This is a genomic window from Pedobacter nototheniae, assembly GCF_004335085.1.
Taxonomy (GTDB): Bacteria; Bacteroidota; Bacteroidia; order Sphingobacteriales; family Sphingobacteriaceae; genus Pedobacter; species Pedobacter nototheniae.
This window is the reverse complement of sequence record NZ_RQRS01000015.1, coordinates 62,665-81,644: the sequence shown is the minus strand read 5'-3', so window position 1 is coordinate 81,644 and position 18,980 is coordinate 62,665. Positions and strand designations below refer to the sequence as shown.

Below are 18,980 nucleotides of genomic sequence, written 5' to 3'. Positions count from 1 at the left end.
CAAAGCTGTATCATTATTAAATTATGAAAGTGACCCTCTCTAATGTTTTATTCAAACTGTTGTTTCCATAGATTGCTATAATACCCATTTGATAAAATCATTTGCTCATGACCGCCTTGTTCTACTACTTTTCCTTTATCTAAAACAATAATTTTATCCGCTTTGCGAATGGTGCTTAAACGATGCGCAATAATAATGATGGTTTTTTGTTGTTGTAATAGCAAATCTATAGTACATTGTACATATTGTTCTGATGCAGAATCTAGTGATGAAGTAGCCTCGTCTAATATCAATATTTCGGGATCGCGGTATAACGCTCGTGCAATGGCAATACGCTGTTTTTGTCCGCCTGATAATGTCGCCCCATTTTCACCCAAATAGGTTTGAAAGCCTTCGGGCAAAGCCTCTATAAAATTAATAATACCAAGGTTTGTACAAATATCAACCATTCGTTGCATATCAGGTTCGTAATCGCCAATGGCAATATTATCAATTACGTTACCAGCAAATAAATCGATAGTTTGAGGCACAACACTTAACAAGTTGCGTAGCGAGGCATTGTTTAGGTATTTAATGGCGTATTTACCGATATATATGTTGCCTTTTTGTATGGGATAAATATTTTGAAGCAAAGCCATGAGGGTAGATTTGCCTGAACCACTTTCGCCAACAATTGCCGTAAATGTACCTGCTTTAATATTTAAGCTTAAATCTTCGAAAACAGTTACTCTTGTTCCATACCTAAACCCTACATTTTCAAAACGAATATCGCCAATTAACGCTGGCGTAAGTTCTACATTTGATGCATCATTTTCTACCTCTAAATCCATTATCTCAAATAACCGATCGGCCGCAATAACAGCATCTTGTATCACTTTATTTGCGCCAATTAATGATGCTGCCGGGCTGGTAAAATAGCCTATCAATGTATAAAATGAAAATAACTCACCGGGTGTAATTTCATTATCCAAAACATAACCGGCTCCAATCCAAAGCAATAATATGGTTAGCAAATGTGAAATTAATTCGGCAGAAGTACCCGAAAAAACAGAATTTATACCCGATTTATAAACAGTTTTAAGCAATTGGACAAAACGGGTTTCGGTTTTTAGATTGGTAAAGTTTTCTAAACCAAATCTTCTAATGGTTCCAACTGCATTTAGGCTTTCTACTAGCTGGCTTTCCAATTCTGCCGAATCTTCCATCAGCTTACGTTGTATTTTTTTGTTTAATTTATTGGTGATGAAATAAATGAACAAATACAACGGAATAACTGTAAGCATTAGTAAAGCCAGTTTCCAATAATAGGTAAACATTAATGCAAAAGACAATAACACGATAAATACGTTAACCACTAAATTTATAGAAACATCATTTATAAAAGTTCGAATTTTTACGGCATCGTTTACCCTAGATATAATTTCGCCCACACGCATGGTATCAAAAAATTGCTGTGGTAGTTTTAATAGGTGTTTGTAATAACCCAAAATCAACCTGGCATCTATTTGTTGTCCGGTACGCATGGTAAATATGGTTTTTACTGTGCCAATAAATAATTGCAAAATTAAAATGGCAATCATTATCATGCTCATTAAATTAAGCAAATTTCGGTTGCCGTCTACCAAAACATGATCGGTAATTTTTTGTACAAAAATAGAAGTAGAAAGCCCTAAAATGGTGTAAACCAAGGCGCCAAATAAGGCTTGTATTACAATGCTTTTGTGAGGTTGTATTAATTGCCAAAACCGAAAACTGTTGGCAACCTTTTCATTGCCTTGAGCAAAACTTTCATCGGGCAAAAGAATTACTAAAACGCCAGTCCATTCTTCGGTAAATTCGGCTATGGTTTTGCGCTGCATTTTACCCTCGCCTGGATCCATTATCTCTATATACTTATCGGTAACTTTATAAATTACTACATAATGTTGCAATTGTTTTTTAACAATTATATGGGCAATAGCTGGCAATGGAATTTTACTTAAACTATCTAAAGTACCACGAACACCTTTTGCTTCGAAACCTAGCTTAGTAGCGGCTTCTATTAAACCTAAAACATTGGTTCCCTTTTTATCGGTACCAGCAAATTGCCTGATTCGGGCAACAGGAAGCTGCAATTTATAATGTGCAGAAACAGAAGCTAAGCATGCAGCACCACAATCGGTAATATCGCGTTGTTTTATTTGCATTTTAGTATTGAGTATCAAGGTATGAGACTAAATGTAGAACTATATTTATATGACTTCTGAACTTTGAAACCAGACTTTCAAGCCCTGAAATCGAAGTTCAGAACACTGAAACCAGCGTCCTGAACTTTGAATGCTGACTTCTGAACCCCGAAATCAGAGTTAAGAACCTTGAAATCGACGTAAAGCACTCTTAAGCCTGAGCTTTCAACCTTGAAACCAGAGCTCCGAATCCTGATTATGTAACTTAGGGGTTATTAATTGATTTACTAGCTCGTTTGGCTGGAAATTGCTGTTTCAAATCATCGTAAATGGCTCGTACACCAGTAACATTCGATCTGGTTGCACTCTTAACCGCTGCGTAAAAAACAAGTGCTGCTTCATAAGCTTCACTGCCGGCTACCATTGTACTATCTTCAATGGCCTGCAGCAAAGTATTTAATTGTTGGTAAATGCGGTATAAATCGGCCGCAAGTGTATAATCTTTTTTAGCTTCAACCACATCTAAAAAAGCAGGTACTAAGGTTGGGTTTTGTACCGCGTAATCGAGTGCCTTGCCGACAAAGGCCAAAGTTTTTTCGCCCATTTTAAGCATAAACCTTCGTTCATCTGGGGTTAGGTTAAATAGTAAAACCGGACTTAAATTGGTTTTTAAATCCGCAATGCTGGTTGTAATAGCGATTGCTTGTGCAGCGGTAATTTCTGCTGAGATTTTGTTGTTTGCACTCATAATTTATTTTATTTAGGTAAGTTTTAAGCACTGGTTGAGGCTGATGTTAATTGAGGTTGTGACCAGGATTGAGGTTAATGTATAAGTATCTTATCCTTTCATCTTTGCTTTTTGTTTACCTTAAACCTCCATTCGGGTTTAGCCAATCATCTACCTTATCGTATAATAATTGATATAAGCTGCGTTTGGCAACGGTAAAATGGGCGCTAAACGTCATCCCTTTTTTTATTTGCCCTTTGTACCCATTTTTTAATTGCAGGTAGTTTTTATCCAGCCCGCATTTTACTTTAAAAAAAGGATTGTTATTTTGCATCACAATATCATCGGCAATATCTATTACTTTGCCGGTAAGCATACCCCATTGGTTGTAGTTAAAAGCATCTATTTGAATCCGCACTTGCTGCCCTTTTCTTATCAAACCAATATCGGCAGGTTTAATATAGCAATAAGCTAATAATAAGCTATCAGGGCTAATTTCGCCCAGCTTTTGGTTAGCATAAACATAAGCACCATTTTGCAAACCCATTAAATTTTGTACGGAACCTGTTATGGGTGCTTTTAAAGTATATTGCTTTACCTGATCGTTTAGTTGTACTTTTTGGTTTTGCAAAGTGCGCAGCTCATTACGGTATTGGTTGGCTTCTGTTTGCCATTGGGTTATAAACTTTCTGTTTACCATTTCATAATCAGATAAAGCTTGATTATAGTTAAACTGATATTGCTCATACTCTGATTGGGCAACTGCCTTTTTTTCAAATAATGTTTTATATCGTTGATAAATGTGTAAGGCTTGCTCTTTTGCGTTTACCGCATTTTGTAATTGCTCTTGATATTGTTGAAAGCTTGCCGTGTAAAGGGCAGTTTGCAGTTGGTAATTATTAATTGACAATGCTTTACTTACGACTTTAATAAGTTTTTGCGCATCATTTAATTGCTGCTGCAATTGGCTTTGGCTATTGTTTATAATGTTATTTTGTTGGTTGGCTAAGGTGGCATCTATAGTTAATAGCGTTGCTCCTTTTTTTACTTTTTGGTTATCGCTTAAGTTAATGGCTATTAACCTGCCGTTTGCTGGTGCCAATAGCTCTGCTTTTTCTACACTACTTTGTAGTAAACCAGTACCCTTTACGCTTACCGTAGCATATAAAAAAGGTAAAGCACCTAATGCCAACAAAACAGCAGCTATTGTTGTACTATAAATTAATTGTGAGCGGGCGCTGGTCTGGCGAAAGTAAACTAATCTGGTGTTAGGCAGGTTGGTTTCTTGTATAGGAGGCATGTATTTTTGATTGGTAATATAAACAAAAGGTAACCCAGTCATGGTATCTTAAAAAGAACAATAGCCAACCAATAACGACCACAGGCACATAAAGAAAATTCAATTAACAGATAACATTAATTTTGTTGTTTTACTGGTACTCTTTAGTATATTCCTTTCCCTCAAAAGACTGTTTCAGCCTATCAGAAAGTTTATTAAATAACTCGCTTGTATTTATATTTTCAAGGTTCTTTGTATAAATAGACATATTCTTTATTCTATTTATTGCCTTTAAACAAAGTAATGAAAATGGAGAATCAGGATGAGAAATTATAAATTCTAAATAAGTATTATCCTTCGTTGCTTTCTGGCATAAAACACTTTCATTAGTAAGTTTACCACCATTTACAATACTTTGGGTTATAGGGGATTTAAAATCAATATGCACACTATCTTCCAACACGATTAATAGCTTATGATTAAGATAAAAATCCATGTCTTTTTTCATTTCATTAAATTCATCTATAGTAATATCTCCCCTTTTTGAAGTGAAAATAATACCAAAAATACATAAACGCTTTTTTTTATCAATTTGCTTATTAATAAAAAACTGATTGTTGTTAATTGGGATAGCTATTAACTCTTCCGATCTATCGTCAATTTGTGATAAATGTAAATAAGCAAATTTATTTGCGTTGTCTTTTCCAAAATCTCCTTTAATATTATACTCGCCCATTTGTGCCAGCACTATATTTGGTAAGAAAATAAAGAAAAAAAGAAATTTAAGCATAAACAATAGGTATTAATAAAAGCAATGGGCATAAATTTATATTTACAGTATGAGAGTAGAATTTAATCGCTAAGATTGCTTTTTTTTTAAAGTCTATTTCCTCTCCGGCCCTTTAATGACATTCTATTTAAAACTGGCTTGCATTGAGGATTTAATAGACAACCTCAATGCAAGCATTATGGTCTAATTAGCAGAACAGTTTTGCCCATTTAATTAATCATTCACTAAGTCAGGCCCCCCCCCAGAGCCCAAAAAAAATGCCTAGTGCCATTTCTCTTTCACCATCGTTACCAATTTCCATACAAGCATTATATCCTTGTAACCATTCTATTCCTGGACAACCACCATCGATACTCTTCATTTCATTTGTGCGCATTTCCAGAACACCAAAATTTTGTAATTCTAAATTTTTCATTTTTAGTTTTTTTAAGTTAAACATTTATTAATTAACGAAAACTCACCTGCGCAGTTTGTTTTTTATTAATGTAAACTTTGCTAAAATTTATATCACTTTTTTATTTTAAGGATGAAATCGTGTTTTTCAAGGATGAAATTTTAAAACCTTAGAAATAGCTGTCCTAAAGCAAATTATTTTTGTATATCATTGTAAACTTTTGAGATCTTCCCTAATCAGAAAATTGTTTTATAAAAATAATCTAAAGATTGATGGCTCTTACTTGCATAATTATTGATGATGAACCTGCAGTTCTTGAACAACTTAGAGAATATATTGAAGATGTACCTGAACTAACATTAATAAAAAGTTATTCTAATTCTACAACGGCTTTGCATGAGATTATGCAAATGAAAGATTCTATTGATATTTTATTTACGGATATTGAAATGCCTGAACTATCTGGTTTAGAGTTGGCAAATAAAGTTAGGCATAAAACTAAATTTTTAATTTTAGTTAGTGGTCATTTGCAATATACCTTAGATGGGTATAAGGTAAAAGCAACCGAGTTTTTGACCAAGCCTTTTAGTTTTCAAAAATTTGAAGCTATCATTTCATTTGTATTTAATCACCTTAAAGATCCTTTCGTTTTTATAAAAATAAAAGAAAATAAAGAGCTATTAAAAATTCAGGCAGAAGAAATTATCTATATTAAAGCTTCTGGAAACTATATAATAATAAATACAAAAGACAAATTATTAACTACACTTTTAAAGCTTTCTGATATGGAAGAAAAATTGAAAGATCATCTTTATTTTATTAGAATCCATAAATCTTTCATTATATCTACAAAACATGTAGAAAAATTTAAAAACGACTTTATCTATCTTAGCAATGGAATTGTTCTTTCCGTTGGTCACACTTATAAAAATACCATATCAAACTATTTCAGTTTAGTTTAACTTTCTTTCCTATCTGATAAACCACTTAAATCAGGTTTAAAATGATTGCCGGATAAACTCCGATTACAATCGTAATAATTACAGATATTAACAGAACAACTTTGTATTGAATAGGCGTATTTAGCTCGGTTTCAGCTCCATCTTTAAAGTACATGGCTACAATTACTTTGAAATAATAGTAAAAACCTACTAATGCATTTAAAACAGCGAAAGCAACCAAAAGAATTCGGTAGTCTGACATTACATTTAAAAACATTAAGTATTTACCTATAAAGCCCGCTGTTAAAGGAATACCAGCTAATGATAGCATAGCAACAGTTAAACACAATGCTACTAAAGGATTGCGCTTACCTAGGCCATTAAAGCTTTCGAAGCTATCGCTACCTGTTTTTTGTTTAACCAAAATTAAGACTGCAAAAGCTATAATTGAAGCAAAAGTATAAGCTGCTGCATAAACTAAAACATTATTGCCTGATTGTGGTGATACATAAATTAACGAGAATAGCAGATACCCAGCATGTGAAATACTTGAATAAGCAAGCATACGCTTGAAATTCTTTTGGAATAATGCGGTAACATTACCAATAAATAAGGTTAAGCAAACGATAACCATTAGCGGCATTACCCAGAAATCATGAAGTGGCGACAATGCACCTGCAAATAACCTTAAGAAAGCCGCAAAGCCAGCGGTTTTAACAACCGTACTCATAAAAGCTGTAATTAAAGATGGGGAGCCTTCGTACACGTCTGGTGTCCAGAAATGGAAAGGAGCAGCACCTATTTTAAAGCTTAATCCAATCATCATTAAAATTACTCCTGGGTAAAAAATAGGCGAAACTGACTGTGGGTTTGCAACTAAATAAGCTTCAATTTTATCTAAATCAAATGATCCTGTTGCACCGTAAATTAAAGTAATACCGAATAATAGGAAGCCTGTTGAGAAAGCACCCATTAAAAAGTATTTTAAAGAGGCTTCGTTTGAGGCAAAATCTTTCTTTCTAATCCCTGCGAGGATGTATAAACTTACCGACATGATTTCTAAACCAACGAATAGCATGGCCATGTTTTTGTAAGAAACCATCATAATCATACCTGCCAATGCGAAAAGGATTAGTGTATAATATTCGGCTATATTATCACTTTTTGAGTGAAAATAATTTTGGGTAAGCAAGAAAATAAATAACGTGCCTATAATGCAGATTCCTGAAAATGCAAGAGCGAAGTTATCAGTTTGCATCATTCCAAAATGAACGGCGTTGCCTCCCCAGGCACAGAAGGTAAATCCTAACGCAGTAAGTAAGCCAACAACGGTAAGCGGTAGTAATGCTTTTTTTGCTTTAAACAAACCTGCATAAAGCACTAAAAAAGCTGTTATACTAATGGTTATAATAATATTCATTGCTTAATTTACTGTGTTTAATTTTTGATTTACCTGCTCTAATAAATGTTGTACAGATGCCTCTGTTAAGTGCAACAATGGCTTTGGATACACACCCAAAACAATAATTAATGCACAAATAATATAAAGGACTAATTTCTCTGTCCCGTTGATATCAGTAAAACTGATGGTTAATTCGTTGGTTTTGCCAAGCATTACGTTTTGATACATACGCAACATGTAAACGGCGCCGAAAATAATGGTTAAGCCAGCAATTGCAGCTGCCCAAATACTATAGTTATAAACGCCCATTAACAAAAGAAACTCTCCTATAAAACCGTTTGTTCCTGGTAAAGCTACCGTTCCTAAAACAATAATTAAGAAAACGATTGCCAGTTGTGGTGCAACTTTAGCGATACCGCCCAAATCTTCTATTTTATTCGTTTTTAAACGAGAATAGATAATATCCAATACAAAGAACAAACCTACCACGTTAATACCGTGACTTAACATTTGCACCATTGCGCCTTGCATGCCTTGTTGGTTTAATGCAAAAATACCTGCAGATATTAATCCTACGTGGGCAATAGATGAATAAGCAACTAAACGCTTGGCATCTTTTTGGGTAAATGCAATAACTGAAGCGTAAACAATACCTATAATTGATAGTACGATGGCTACATTAGCCCAATCGTGTACCCCTTGCGGTACGATTGGCAACAACCATCTGATTACGCCATAAATACCCATTTTAAGCATGATACCTGATAAAAGCATGGTACCCTGAGTTGGCGCCGCTGTATAGGTATCTGGTTGCCACGTATGGAAAGGGAAAATTGGCATTTTAATCGCGAATGCGATAAAGAAAGCCCAAAAAATCCAGCCCTGTTGATTGGCATCAAGGTTTAACGAGTAGAAAGCCTGGATATCAAAGTTGTGTGCCGGGTTTTGTAAATACAGATAAATAATCCCCATTAACATAAATAAAGATCCTGCTATGGTATAAACAAAAAACTTCATGTTAATACGAATACGATCTTTACCGCCCCAAACTGCGCAGATAAAATAAATCGGAATTAAAGCTGCTTCCCATCCAATGTAGAATAAAAACGCATCCATCGCTGTAAATACAAGCAATAAACCAGTTTGCATAAAAAGGATTAAAGCGTAAAATGCAGATGGACTTTTATAATCGTGCTTGTAACTTGATAAAATGATAATCGGGATTAAAATGTTTGTTAGTAAAACCACAAGCATGCTAATTCCATCAATACCTGCATGGAAACGAATACCTAAATCGGCAATCCATGGTAGGTTTGCTTCAAACTGTGTGCTGGCATCAGGAATAAAACTGCAAGCCATAAACAAAGCCAGACCTAAAGAAATCACCGCGATTACGGTAGAAATTATTTTGGCCGACTTGCCCGAAAATGCGGTAATAACGGCACCTGCAAGCGGTAGAAATATAAGTAGTAAAAGTTGTTCCATTATTTAATTTTGAACCCTTTTTTATATGTAGAAAAATGTATACAATAACAATGCGATGATACCGAATACCATCATAAATATATAGAAACCTACGTTTCCACTTTGCAACAAACGAATGCCTTTACTTGCTTCGCTTGTGCTCCAGCCTAATCCGTTTACAATTCCATCAATCACTTTATTATCCAATATTCTATAGAAAAACTTAGAAAGTGCATCAAGTGGTTTAGTAATTAAGAAATCATAAACCTCATCTAAATAGAATTTGTTGTAAGATAATTTCGCAAGTGCAGAGCGTGGTGCTTCATCAGCAACCGGAACGTGTGCTCCTTTAACATATTTACTATATGCGTAAATTGTAGCAGCCAAAGCAGCTAACACTGATACGCCCATTAAAGCATACTCAGTAGCATGATCTAAACCTAACTCGTGTTGTGAAACTTTGGCACCCGATAACCAGTGTGCTAACCATTCGTTTCCACCAAATACATGAGGAATATTGATTACTCCACCAATTGCAGCTAAAACCGCTAAAATAATTAATGGAATAGTCATTGCTTTTGGCGATTCGTGGATGTGGCTTTCTGCATGATGTGTACCTCTGTATTTTCCGGAGAAAGTAAGGAACATCATTCTGAACATATAAAACGCCGTTAAAAAAGCCGTAAACAAACCAATTGCCCAAAGTACTTTATTGTGCTGATAAGCGTTTGCCAAAATTTCATCTTTTGAGAAGAAACCAGAGAACGGAGGTAAGCCTGCAATTGCGATGGTACCAATCATCATGGTTAAAAAAGTAACAGGAAGTTTCTTTCTTAGTCCACCCATATGGCGCATATCTTGCTCGTGGTGCATAGCATGAATAACCGAACCTGCACCTAAAAATAATAAAGCTTTAAAGAATGCGTGTGTTAATACGTGGAAGAATGATCCTGTGTAAGCACCAACGCCTAAACCTAAAAACATATATCCTAATTGAGATACTGTTGAATAAGCCAGTACTTTTTTAATATCGGTTTGTGTTAAAGCAATAATTGCAGCAATTAAAGCGGTTGCTGTACCTATAATTGCGATAATATTTTGAGTTAACGGTGCCAGATCGAATAATACACTTGAACGTGCGATCATATAGATACCTGCCGTTACCATTGTTGCTGCGTGAATTAAGGCAGATACAGGCGTTGGTCCAGCCATTGCATCAGGTAACCAGGTAAATAAAGGCAGCTGAGCAGATTTACCGCAGGCACCAATAAATAATAAGATGGTAATTAGTGTCAAAGTTTCTTTGCCTGGCATCATGTTGGCGGCCAGAGGAAATACTTTAGCAAACTCCACACTTCCGAAGGTATTGAAAATTAAAAACACTCCTAGTAAAAAGCCTAAATCACCTATACGGTTCATTACGAAAGCTTTTTTAGCTGCTGAAGCGTAAGCACTGTTGGTATACCAAAACCCGATTAAAAGATAAGAGCATAATCCAACGCCTTCCCAACCGATAAACATTACGATGTAGTTTGATCCTAATACCAATAAAAGCATAAAGAAAACAAACAGATTTAAGTAACTAAAGAATTTACCAAAACCTGCATCATCGTGCATATAGCTAGTAGAATATAAATGGATTAGAAAACCAATACCAGTTATAATTAAAAGCATGATTGAACTTAAAGGATCAACCAGAAAAGATAATGGAATGTGTAATTTGCCAGCACTTATCCAATCAAATAAAAATACTTCGTGAGATTTTTGTGCATCGCCATTTAAGCTAAAAAAGATAAAAAGGCTAATGATAAAAGAAGCCAGGATTACTCCACTTCCAATAACACCAACAAGCCCTTTTGATAAAGAGTTTCTGCCCAGTCCATTAATTACAAAGCCTAAAAAAGGTAGTAATGGAACTAACCAAATCAATTGTTCTATTGTCATTCTTAGTATATATTTACCACTTAAGGCGATTTAAAACATTAATATCTATAGATTTCGTATTTCTGTATACCATTACAATAATACTTAAGCCAACTGCAACTTCTGCTGCTGCCAGTGCCATAATAAAGAATACGAAAACCTGTCCTGATGGATCATTGCTGTGTACAGAAAAAGCGGTTAAAAGCAGGTTAACTGCATTCAACATTAACTCTACCGACATAAAAATTACGATTGCGTTTCTGCGGGTTAATACGCCTATTACACCAATAGTGAAAATAATTGCACTTAAATAAATGTAATGATTGAGTGGAACGCCTTGCAGTTGTGTAGTTAAATTTCCCATTATGCTTCTACCTCATCTTTTTTAGATAATAAAACAGCTCCAACCATTGCAGCCAATAATAAAAGCGATGACAGCTCAAAAGGCAATAAGAATGGACCAAATAATTCCTTTCCTAGATTTTCTACTAAACCTAAACCTGGGTTTTTCAAAATTAAAGGACTTGTAATTGTTGCTGCTTTTAACGATCCTATTAAAGTTACCACTAAGCAGCAGCCGGCAATAACCCCAACTATTTTAATTAATGGAGATTTAGATGGTTCAGTTTCCTTATTTAGGTTGAGGAGCATCAGCACGAATAAGAATAATACCATGATGGCTCCCATATAAACAATGAAGTTTACCACAGCTAAAAATTGTGCATTTAACAATACGTAGTGTACTGTAAACGTAAAAAAGGTAAGTATTAAGTACAATACGCTGTGGATAGGATTTTTTGCAAAAATCACCATCAGCGAAAAGATGATACTTAATGTGGCTACGAAATAGAATACTTGTGTACCCATTAATTTTTTATTTAAACTCCTCTTTGTTGTGAGGAACGAAGCAATCTCATTAATTTAACGTCTATTGCATTAGGATTGCTTCGTTCCTCGCAATGACGGAATGTTTTTATTATTTTTTCATTTCTAATGGCGCCTCTACCAGTTTATCTTTTCCGTAAATAAAATCTTTACGTAAATAATCTGCTGGTACAATTGGTCCATCTAAATAAATAGCTTCCTTAGGGCAAGCTTCTTCACACAAACCGCAAAAAATGCAACGCAACATATTAATTTCATACGTTGCAGCATATTTTTCTTCGCGGTATAAATCTTTCTCTTCGGGCTTACGCTCTGCAGCAATCATTGTAATGGCTTCTGCCGGACAAGATAATGCGCATAACCCGCAAGCTGTACAACGTTCTTTTCCGTTTTCATCACGTTTAAGTGAGTGCATACCTCTAAAGTTGGTCGAAAACTCACGCTCAACTTCTGGATATCTAACTGTAGCTTCCTTTTTAAATAAGTGGCTAATGGTAATGCCCATTCCTTTAGCAATTGCCGGAAGGTACATTCTCTCCATAAAGCTCAAGGGCTTTTGCTCCAGTACTTTTTTCTTATTACTTAATGATTCCATAATTAAAACTTCTCAATAATCGCAATCACAATTCCTGTTATTATAATGTTGGCAATAGCCAAAGGTATCAATCCTTTCCAACCTAAGTTCATCAATTGATCGTAACGGAAACGAGGGATTGTCCATCGTACCCACATGAAGAAAAAGATGAAGGCAAATATTTTAGCAAAGAAAACCGCGGTTCCGATAAGTGGAGCCCATGTAGTACCAGCGTGTGTAGCCACCCAATCCATACCTGGATAGTTGTAACCACCCCAGTATAATGCAGCCATTACTGCCGATGACACGAACATATTGATGTATTCTGCAAAAAGGTAAAAACCTAATTTCATAGATGAATACTCTGTATGGTAACCACCGATTAATTCGGTTTCACATTCTGGTAAATCAAAAGGTGCACGGTTTGTTTCTGCAAAAGAACATACCATAAATATCAAAAAGCCAAGTGGCTGATACAATACATTCCAGTGCCAGCCGTGTTGCTGATCAACAATTTCCTTTAAGCTTAAGGTATTCGTCATCAAAAGCAAAGCGATTATTGATAAACCCATTGCAATTTCATAGCTGATATTTTGCGATGCTGCACGGATAGCACTCAATAATGAATACTTGTTGTTTGATGCCCAACCACCAATCATTACACCATAAACACCCAAAGAAACTACGCCAAAGATGTATAATACACCTACGTTGATATCAGAAACTTGTAAAGGAACTACTTTATCGCCGATAACCATCGGGCTACCCCAAGGAATAACAGCGGTACCAATACAAGCACAAAGTAAAGCTAAACCAGGGCCAGCGATAAATAACCATTTGTTTGATGTAGTAGGAATAATCTCCTCTTTCATAAACATTTTGATACCATCAGCAAGTGGCTGTAAAATACCAAATGGACCAGCACGATCAGGGCCTAAACGATCCTGTAAAAATGCAGCAACTTTACGCTCTGCATAAGTAGAATACATGGCAATTACTAAACTGATGCCGAAAATTACAGCTACCAGGATAAATTTTTCTATAATAAAACTGCTATCCATTAGTATTTAACTGTTTTATGTAATTCAATTTCGTTAGCTGCCTGTAATGCCGCATTTGGTTTAATAACCGGAAGTGGAATTAAAGTTTCGTAGTGGTTTGATGCAATTACAGAAGTATCATCAATATGTGTTGGATGTTCAATTGTCCAATCTGAAGTAGCTTTTTTATCAAATCTACAGGTGTTGCAAATAAATTCTTCAACTTCTCCAAACTGATCTTTACGGGCTGTAACACGTAAAACATCCTCACCTTTATACCACAGTGTTACTTTACCGTTGCATTTTTCGTGATCGCAGTTGCGATGTGCATCTACAGGCTTAGTAAACCAAACACGGTTTTTAAAACGGAAAGTTCTATCTGTTAAGGCACCCACAGGACAAACATCAATTACATTTCCTGAGAAATCATTATCAACGGCTTGCTGGATATAAGTAGAAATTTCTGAATGGTCGCCACGATTTAAAATACCATGAACTCGTTTATTTGTAATTTGATCTGCGGTAAATACGCAACGATAGCACAAAATACAACGATTCATGTGTAGTTGAATTTTATCGCCAATATCTATACGTTCAAAAGTACGACGCTCAAATTCGTAACGGGTTTTTTGTAAACCATGTTCGTAACCTAAGTTTTGAAGATCACACTCTCCTGCCTGATCACATACTGGGCAATCTAGCGGGTGGTTGATTAATAGAATCTCCACAACACCTGCACGTGCTTCCAAAACTTCTGGCGAAGTGATGTTTTGCACTTCCATGCCATCCATAACGGTTGTACGGCAAGATGCAACCAATTTTGGCATAGGGCGAGGATCTTTTTCAGAACCTTTGGTAACCTTAACTATACAGGTACGGCATTTACCGCCACTGCCTTGTAACTTAGAATAATAGCACATTGCTGGCGGAACAATATCCCCTCCTATTTGCCTTGCAGCATTCAAGATGGTTGTTCCGTTATCAACTTCTACCGTTATTCCGTCTATCGTAACCTTAACTTTTTCACTCATGGTTAATGATAATCTTTATTATTTTTATACTCCATACCGTATTTGCGAGGCACAGCTCTACCTTTCTAAGGTCACAATTTGCAACCTTAAGATTTGTTTTCTTCCGTTACTGGAGCTTTTTCTATTGGCACTGCATAATTTGCAATACCATAATTTTGTTGTTGACTTTTAATTGGCTCTTTAATGTGCCATTCAAATTCGTCTCTAAAATGACGGATTGCACTCGCTACAGGCCATGCTGCTGCATCTCCTAATGGACAAATGGTGTTTCCTTCAATTTTACGTTGAATATCCCAAAGTAAATCTACATCTTCCATGCTACCATGGCCATGCTCGATTTTATGTAATACTTTTTCCATCCATCCAGTACCTTCACGGCAAGGCGAACACTGTCCGCAACTCTCATGATGATAAAATCTCGAGAAGTTCCAAGTATTTCGAACGATGCACTGATCTTCATCAAAAGCAATAAAACCACCAGAACCCATCATGGTTCCTGTAGCAAAGCCACCTTCAGATAAAGATTCATAACTCATTAAACGAGGCTCGCCATTGGCGTATTTCAGTGTAAGGTTTGCCGGTAAAATCGGCACAGATGAACCACCTGCAACGGTTGCTTTTAAACGTTTCCCATTGGCAATACCACCGCAGTACTCATCAGAATAGATAAATTCTTCTACTGGTAAGCCTAATTCGATTTCGTAAACACCTGGTTTTACTAAATTACCTGATGCTGATATTAATTTTGTACCTGTACTTCTACCGATACCAATTTTTGCGTATTCATCGCCACCATCATTAATAATTGGCACAACTGCAGCGATAGATTCAACATTGTTTACCACGGTTGGGCAACCATATAAACCTGCAATAGCTGGAAATGGTGGTTTTATTCTTGGGTTACCTCTTTTACCTTCAAGAGACTCTAACAATGCGGTTTCTTCACCACAAATGTAAGCGCCACCACCTGGCTGAACATATAATTCTAAATCGTAACCTGTACCTAAAATGTTTTTACCTAACCAGCCTGCTGCCTTTGCTTCTGCAATTGCTCTTTCCAAAATGCGGATTTGAGGCATCATTTCTCCACGTACGTAGATATATGAAACCTTGGCGCCTAAGGCAAAACTCGATACAATCATTCCTTCAATTAAGGCATGAGGAATGTGCGTCATTAAGTAGCGATCTTTGAAAGTTCCTGGTTCAGATTCATCAGCATTACACACTAAATAACGTGCAACACCTTCTGGTTTTGCTAAAAAGCTCCATTTCATCCCGGTTGGGAAACCCGCACCACCACGACCGCGTAAGCCTGATTTCTTAACCTCTTCAACAATCTCTTCAGGTGTTAAAGTTTTAAGGGCTTTTTCTACGGCACGGTACCCGCCTTTTTGGCGATAGACCTCAAGTGTATTGATGCCTGGTACGTTTATATGCTCAAGTAACAGTTTTCGAGACATTTTAATTAGTCTATAGTCTGTAGCCTCTAGTTCATAGTTTGAAGTCAATACGACTCTAAACTAAGACTCTCGACTTAGGACTTATTTTTTAAATCTTCAATCAGTTTATCAACACTTTCTGTAGTGAGGTTTTCGTAGAAAGTATATTCCGGGCTTATTTGTAAAACCGGACCAAAACCACAAGCCGCTAAACATTCAACTCCTCTAAAGCTAAATAATCCATCTGCTGTAACTTCACCTTCTTTAACACCTAATTTATTTTCTAGGTGATCTAATATCTTTTCTGCACCTACCAAACAACATGGTCCTGTACGGCAAACCTCCAAAGCATATTTACCTTGTGGTTTTAAAAAGTACATGGTATAAAATGTTGCCACCTCATAAACTTCAATTGGCTGAATGTTTAAATATTCAGCAACTTTATCCATTGCAGGTGTGCTTACCCAAAGGTATTCTGCTTGTACCAAATGTAAAAGTGGTAATAATGCAGATTTGTGCTTTCCTTCCGGATAACGGCTTTTTACATCATCAAATTTGGCAAGCAACTCTGATGAAAACTCTACAGGTGTTTGTTCTTCTACTTTAAGCATCTAATTCTCCTGCAATAATGTTCATACTACTCATGTTTATAATGGCATCAGACAGTAGCATGCCTTCGCTCATTGGTGCAAACATTTGGTAATTTATAAAACTTGGTCTGCGGAAGTGTAAACGGTAAGGAGTACGGCCACCATCGTTAATCAGATAAAAGCCCAATTCTCCATTTCCGCCTTCTACAGCGTGATAAACTTCTGCTTTTGGTGCATCAATTTCACCCATCACAATTTTAAAGTGATAGATTAATGCTTCCATATTGTTGTAAACTTCTTGTTTTGGAGGAAGATAAAAATCAGGAACATCAGCATGAAAAATACCTTTTGGTTCTGATTTTAATTTCTCCAGTGCTTGCTCAATAATGCGAACACTTTGCCACATCTCTTCGTTACGCACTAAATATCTATCATAAATATCACCACTTGTACCCACCGGAACTTCAAAGTCGAAATCCTGATATGACGAATATGGATCACTTACGCGAACATCATAATCTACTCCTGTAGCTCGTAAAAGTGGACCAGTCCAGCTGTATTCTAAAGCCGTTTCTTTTGTTACTTCAGCAACGCCAGCAGTTCTGTCGATAAAAATACGGTTACGCGTTAAAAGGTTTTCAAACTCTCTTAATGCTACTGGAAATTCTTTTAAAAATTTATTGATTTTCGCAAATGCGATGTCGTTGAAATCTCTTTCAAAACCACCAATACGACCAATATTTGTAGTTAAACGTGCGCCACAAACTTCTTCAAAGATTTCGTAAATATGCTCACGGAATTGAAAAAGGTAAAGGAAAGTTGTTGTTGCACCAGTATCCTGACCAATAATCGTGTTACAGATAATGTGATCGGCAATACGTGAAAGTTCCATTACAATAACGCGTAAATAATCTACACGCTTTGGCATTTGAATGTTCAACAATTTCTCAACCGTCATATGCCAACCCATATTATTGATTGGTGATGAACAGTAGTTCAAACGATCGGTTAAGGGCGTAATTTGATAAAATGGGCGATGCTCAGCAATCTTTTCGAAAGCACGATGGATATACCCAATCGTAGAAACGCCACTCACAATACGTTCGCCATCTAATTGCAAAACGTTTTGGAAAACGCCGTGTGTTGCAGGGTGTGTTGGACCTAAGTTTAAGGTTACCAGCTCACTTTGCGGGTCGTTATCTGTATATACCGGATGGTTATGATTCATATTTTACCTTCCAAAAAATTCGTCTTTTTTATCTACCCTATTCGGGTCTTCTAATGGATATTGCTTAAGCATCGGGTGAACGCCTAAATCATCCATATTTAATATTCTTCGTAAATCAGGATGTCCTTCAAATTTAACTCCGAAGAAATCATAAGTTTCGCGTTCCATCCAGTTTGCACCTTTCCATACGGTTGTTGCCGTTGGAATAGTAGGATTTTGCTCTGAAATAAAAACCTTAATTCTTATTCTTACTTTCTCTACCATGTTATTTAAATGGTAAACAACAGCAATGCCATGGTCTTTTCCAGGATAATGAACCGCAGTAATATCTGTTAAGAAATTAAAGCTTAAATCGTTTTTAAGAAACGAAAGTACATTTACAATAACATCCTTTGTGGTTGCAAAAGTTAACAAACCATAAGGCTCAGAAACCGCAGTTACCTTTTCGCCGAACTTATCACTAAGTTTTGCTAAAATATTGTTATTTAGAGTCGTTTCTTCCATTATTTAATGCCGTATTGACCTAAAAGTTCTTTATAATAATCAGAGTTTCTTCTTCTGCCAGATTCATTTTTAACTAAATCCTGAATACGCTGAAAGCCATCTAAAATAGCCTCTGGTCTTGGTGGGCATCCAGGTACGTAAACATCAACCGGAATAACCTCATCAATACCCTGTAAAACAGAATAAGTATCGAATATACCTCCGCTACTAGCACAGGCTCCAACTGCCATTACCCAACGAGGTTCTGCCATTTGAATGTACACTTGTTTTAATACTGGAGCCATCTTTTTTGCGATAGTTCCCATTACCATTAAAACATCAGCCTGACGTGGGGAGAAACTTAAACGCTCTGCACCAAAACGACCTAAATCGTAGTGAGAACCCATAGTTGCCATAAATTCGATCCCACAACAAGAAGTTGCGAATGGAAGTGGCCATAAGGAGTTTGAGCGAGCCAAACCAATCACTTTATCTAAAGAAGTGGCAAAGTAGCCTGGTCCTTCTGTTCCGGGCGGCGCATCTACTATATTAATTTCACTCATGTTTATAAACAAAAAATGCTCATCCTTTTACAGAATGAGCAACAAATTTACAATATTTTAAA

Annotated in this window: 19 protein-coding genes; 1 reads left to right on the top strand and 18 read right to left on the bottom strand. The window is 36.1% G+C overall.

All coding sequences use genetic code 11. The features are described 5' to 3' along the window. Positions 1 to 47 precede the first annotated feature (47 nt). The 5 genes from EHC72_RS14120 to EHC72_RS14100 all read right to left on the bottom strand — a co-directional run bounded on the left by EHC72_RS14120 (position 48) and on the right by EHC72_RS14100 (position 5,376). The gene (locus EHC72_RS14120) at positions 48 to 2,186 is read right to left on the bottom strand and encodes a peptidase domain-containing ABC transporter (RefSeq protein ID WP_131538356.1); all 2,139 of its coding nucleotides are present in this window, start codon (positions 2,184 to 2,186) and stop codon (positions 48 to 50) included. A 244-nt stretch (positions 2,187 to 2,430) separates the two neighbouring features. Next, positions 2,431 to 2,913 carry a hypothetical protein gene (locus EHC72_RS14115; RefSeq protein WP_131538355.1) on the bottom strand — a complete coding sequence of 161 codons (483 nt, stop codon included), beginning with the start codon at positions 2,911 to 2,913 and terminating at the stop codon, positions 2,431 to 2,433. Positions 2,914 to 3,028: 115 nt separating this feature from the next. Beyond that, entirely contained in the window at positions 3,029 to 4,192 is a 1,164-nt protein-coding gene (locus EHC72_RS14110; protein WP_165585834.1) for an HlyD family secretion protein, read from the bottom strand. Between the two features lie 130 nt (positions 4,193 to 4,322). Next, positions 4,323 to 4,961: a hypothetical protein gene (locus tag EHC72_RS14105; RefSeq protein ID WP_131538353.1), complete on the bottom strand. Its 639-nt coding sequence runs from the start codon at positions 4,959 to 4,961 to the stop codon at positions 4,323 to 4,325. Positions 4,962 to 5,190: 229 nt separating this feature from the next. Next, on the bottom strand, positions 5,191 to 5,376 hold the full coding sequence (locus EHC72_RS14100; protein ID WP_131538352.1) for a hypothetical protein: 186 nt from the start codon (positions 5,374 to 5,376) through the stop codon (positions 5,191 to 5,193). Between the two features lie 251 nt (positions 5,377 to 5,627). Here EHC72_RS14100 and EHC72_RS14095 point away from each other — a divergent pair, with 251 nt between their 5' ends. Next, the gene (locus tag EHC72_RS14095; protein ID WP_246029431.1) at positions 5,628 to 6,317 is read left to right on the top strand and encodes a LytR/AlgR family response regulator transcription factor; all 690 of its coding nucleotides are present in this window, start codon (positions 5,628 to 5,630) and stop codon (positions 6,315 to 6,317) included. Positions 6,318 to 6,342: 25 nt separating this feature from the next. Here the strand turns inward: EHC72_RS14095 and EHC72_RS14090 are convergent, their stop codons facing one another. The 13 genes from EHC72_RS14090 to EHC72_RS14030 form a co-directional block, all read right to left on the bottom strand. After that, positions 6,343 to 7,716 carry an NADH-quinone oxidoreductase subunit N gene (locus EHC72_RS14090; RefSeq protein WP_131538350.1) on the bottom strand — a complete coding sequence of 458 codons (1,374 nt, stop codon included), beginning with the start codon at positions 7,714 to 7,716 and terminating at the stop codon, positions 6,343 to 6,345. Between the two features lie 3 nt (positions 7,717 to 7,719). Then, on the bottom strand, positions 7,720 to 9,183 hold the full coding sequence (locus tag EHC72_RS14085; RefSeq protein ID WP_131538349.1) for a complex I subunit 4 family protein: 1,464 nt from the start codon (positions 9,181 to 9,183) through the stop codon (positions 7,720 to 7,722). 21 nt (positions 9,184 to 9,204) lie between these two features. Beyond that, positions 9,205 to 11,106, bottom strand: coding sequence for an NADH-quinone oxidoreductase subunit L (gene nuoL, locus EHC72_RS14080; RefSeq protein WP_394346880.1), 1,902 nt, complete (start codon positions 11,104 to 11,106; stop codon positions 9,205 to 9,207). Positions 11,107 to 11,119: 13 nt separating this feature from the next. Beyond that, the gene (gene nuoK / locus EHC72_RS14075; protein ID WP_131538348.1) at positions 11,120 to 11,449 is read right to left on the bottom strand and encodes an NADH-quinone oxidoreductase subunit NuoK; all 330 of its coding nucleotides are present in this window, start codon (positions 11,447 to 11,449) and stop codon (positions 11,120 to 11,122) included. Then, complete coding sequence (locus tag EHC72_RS14070; protein ID WP_131538347.1) at positions 11,449 to 11,952, bottom strand: NADH-quinone oxidoreductase subunit J family protein; 504 nt, start codon at positions 11,950 to 11,952, stop codon at positions 11,449 to 11,451. Before EHC72_RS14070 ends, nuoK begins: the two co-directional genes overlap by 1 nt. Before the next feature lie 109 nt (positions 11,953 to 12,061). Beyond that, positions 12,062 to 12,565 carry a NuoI/complex I 23 kDa subunit family protein gene (locus tag EHC72_RS14065; RefSeq protein ID WP_047800899.1) on the bottom strand — a complete coding sequence of 168 codons (504 nt, stop codon included), beginning with the start codon at positions 12,563 to 12,565 and terminating at the stop codon, positions 12,062 to 12,064. A 2-nt stretch (positions 12,566 to 12,567) separates the two neighbouring features. Further along, on the bottom strand, positions 12,568 to 13,605 hold the full coding sequence (gene nuoH, locus EHC72_RS14060) for an NADH-quinone oxidoreductase subunit NuoH (RefSeq protein WP_131538346.1): 1,038 nt from the start codon (positions 13,603 to 13,605) through the stop codon (positions 12,568 to 12,570). Continuing rightward, complete coding sequence (locus EHC72_RS14055; protein ID WP_131538345.1) at positions 13,605 to 14,615, bottom strand: 2Fe-2S iron-sulfur cluster-binding protein; 1,011 nt, start codon at positions 14,613 to 14,615, stop codon at positions 13,605 to 13,607. Before EHC72_RS14055 ends, nuoH begins: the two co-directional genes overlap by 1 nt. A gap of 86 nt (positions 14,616 to 14,701) precedes the next feature. Further along, a complete protein-coding gene (nuoF, locus tag EHC72_RS14050) occupies positions 14,702 to 16,075 on the bottom strand; it encodes an NADH-quinone oxidoreductase subunit NuoF (RefSeq protein WP_131538344.1) in 1,374 nt (457 codons plus the stop codon). A gap of 74 nt (positions 16,076 to 16,149) precedes the next feature. Continuing rightward, complete coding sequence (locus tag EHC72_RS14045) at positions 16,150 to 16,665, bottom strand: NADH-quinone oxidoreductase subunit NuoE family protein (protein WP_131538343.1); 516 nt, start codon at positions 16,663 to 16,665, stop codon at positions 16,150 to 16,152. Next, positions 16,658 to 17,872 (bottom strand): NADH-quinone oxidoreductase subunit D, encoded by a 1,215-nt coding sequence (locus tag EHC72_RS14040; RefSeq protein WP_131538342.1) that lies wholly within the window; start codon positions 17,870 to 17,872, stop codon positions 16,658 to 16,660. The genes EHC72_RS14045 and EHC72_RS14040 overlap by 8 nt, the downstream gene beginning before the upstream one ends. A gap of 3 nt (positions 17,873 to 17,875) precedes the next feature. Further along, on the bottom strand, positions 17,876 to 18,376 hold the full coding sequence (locus tag EHC72_RS14035; protein ID WP_131538341.1) for an NADH-quinone oxidoreductase subunit C: 501 nt from the start codon (positions 18,374 to 18,376) through the stop codon (positions 17,876 to 17,878). Continuing rightward, positions 18,376 to 18,918: an NADH-quinone oxidoreductase subunit B gene (locus tag EHC72_RS14030; RefSeq protein WP_039472971.1), complete on the bottom strand. Its 543-nt coding sequence runs from the start codon at positions 18,916 to 18,918 to the stop codon at positions 18,376 to 18,378. The genes EHC72_RS14035 and EHC72_RS14030 overlap by 1 nt, the downstream gene beginning before the upstream one ends. Positions 18,919 to 18,980 lie beyond the last annotated feature (62 nt).

Excerpts from the sequence above, each read along its gene's own strand:
- EHC72_RS14120 (WP_131538356.1), bottom strand. The coding sequence starts at position 2,186 with ATGCAAATAAAACAACGCGATATTACCGATTGTGGTGCTGCATGCTTA.
- EHC72_RS14115 (WP_131538355.1), bottom strand. The coding sequence starts at position 2,913 with ATGAGTGCAAACAACAAAATCTCAGCAGAAATTACCGCTGCACAAGCA.
- EHC72_RS14110 (WP_165585834.1), bottom strand. The coding sequence starts at position 4,192 with ATGCCTCCTATACAAGAAACCAACCTGCCTAACACCAGATTAGTTTAC.
- EHC72_RS14105 (WP_131538353.1), bottom strand. The coding sequence starts at position 4,961 with ATGCTTAAATTTCTTTTTTTCTTTATTTTCTTACCAAATATAGTGCTG.
- EHC72_RS14100 (WP_131538352.1), bottom strand. The coding sequence starts at position 5,376 with ATGAAAAATTTAGAATTACAAAATTTTGGTGTTCTGGAAATGCGCACA.
- EHC72_RS14095 (WP_246029431.1), top strand. The coding sequence starts at position 5,628 with ATGGCTCTTACTTGCATAATTATTGATGATGAACCTGCAGTTCTTGAA.
- EHC72_RS14090 (WP_131538350.1), bottom strand. The coding sequence starts at position 7,716 with ATGAATATTATTATAACCATTAGTATAACAGCTTTTTTAGTGCTTTAT.
- EHC72_RS14085 (WP_131538349.1), bottom strand. The coding sequence starts at position 9,183 with ATGGAACAACTTTTACTACTTATATTTCTACCGCTTGCAGGTGCCGTT.
- nuoL (WP_394346880.1), bottom strand. The coding sequence starts at position 11,106 with ATGACAATAGAACAATTGATTTGGTTAGTTCCATTACTACCTTTTTTA.
- nuoK (WP_131538348.1), bottom strand. The coding sequence starts at position 11,449 with ATGGGAAATTTAACTACACAACTGCAAGGCGTTCCACTCAATCATTAC.
- EHC72_RS14070 (WP_131538347.1), bottom strand. The coding sequence starts at position 11,952 with ATGGGTACACAAGTATTCTATTTCGTAGCCACATTAAGTATCATCTTT.
- EHC72_RS14065 (WP_047800899.1), bottom strand. The coding sequence starts at position 12,565 with ATGGAATCATTAAGTAATAAGAAAAAAGTACTGGAGCAAAAGCCCTTG.
- nuoH (WP_131538346.1), bottom strand. The coding sequence starts at position 13,605 with ATGGATAGCAGTTTTATTATAGAAAAATTTATCCTGGTAGCTGTAATT.
- EHC72_RS14055 (WP_131538345.1), bottom strand. The coding sequence starts at position 14,615 with ATGAGTGAAAAAGTTAAGGTTACGATAGACGGAATAACGGTAGAAGTT.
- nuoF (WP_131538344.1), bottom strand. The coding sequence starts at position 16,075 with ATGTCTCGAAAACTGTTACTTGAGCATATAAACGTACCAGGCATCAAT.
- EHC72_RS14045 (WP_131538343.1), bottom strand. The coding sequence starts at position 16,665 with ATGCTTAAAGTAGAAGAACAAACACCTGTAGAGTTTTCATCAGAGTTG.
- EHC72_RS14040 (WP_131538342.1), bottom strand. The coding sequence starts at position 17,872 with ATGAATCATAACCATCCGGTATATACAGATAACGACCCGCAAAGTGAG.
- EHC72_RS14035 (WP_131538341.1), bottom strand. The coding sequence starts at position 18,376 with ATGGAAGAAACGACTCTAAATAACAATATTTTAGCAAAACTTAGTGAT.
- EHC72_RS14030 (WP_039472971.1), bottom strand. The coding sequence starts at position 18,918 with ATGAGTGAAATTAATATAGTAGATGCGCCGCCCGGAACAGAAGGACCA.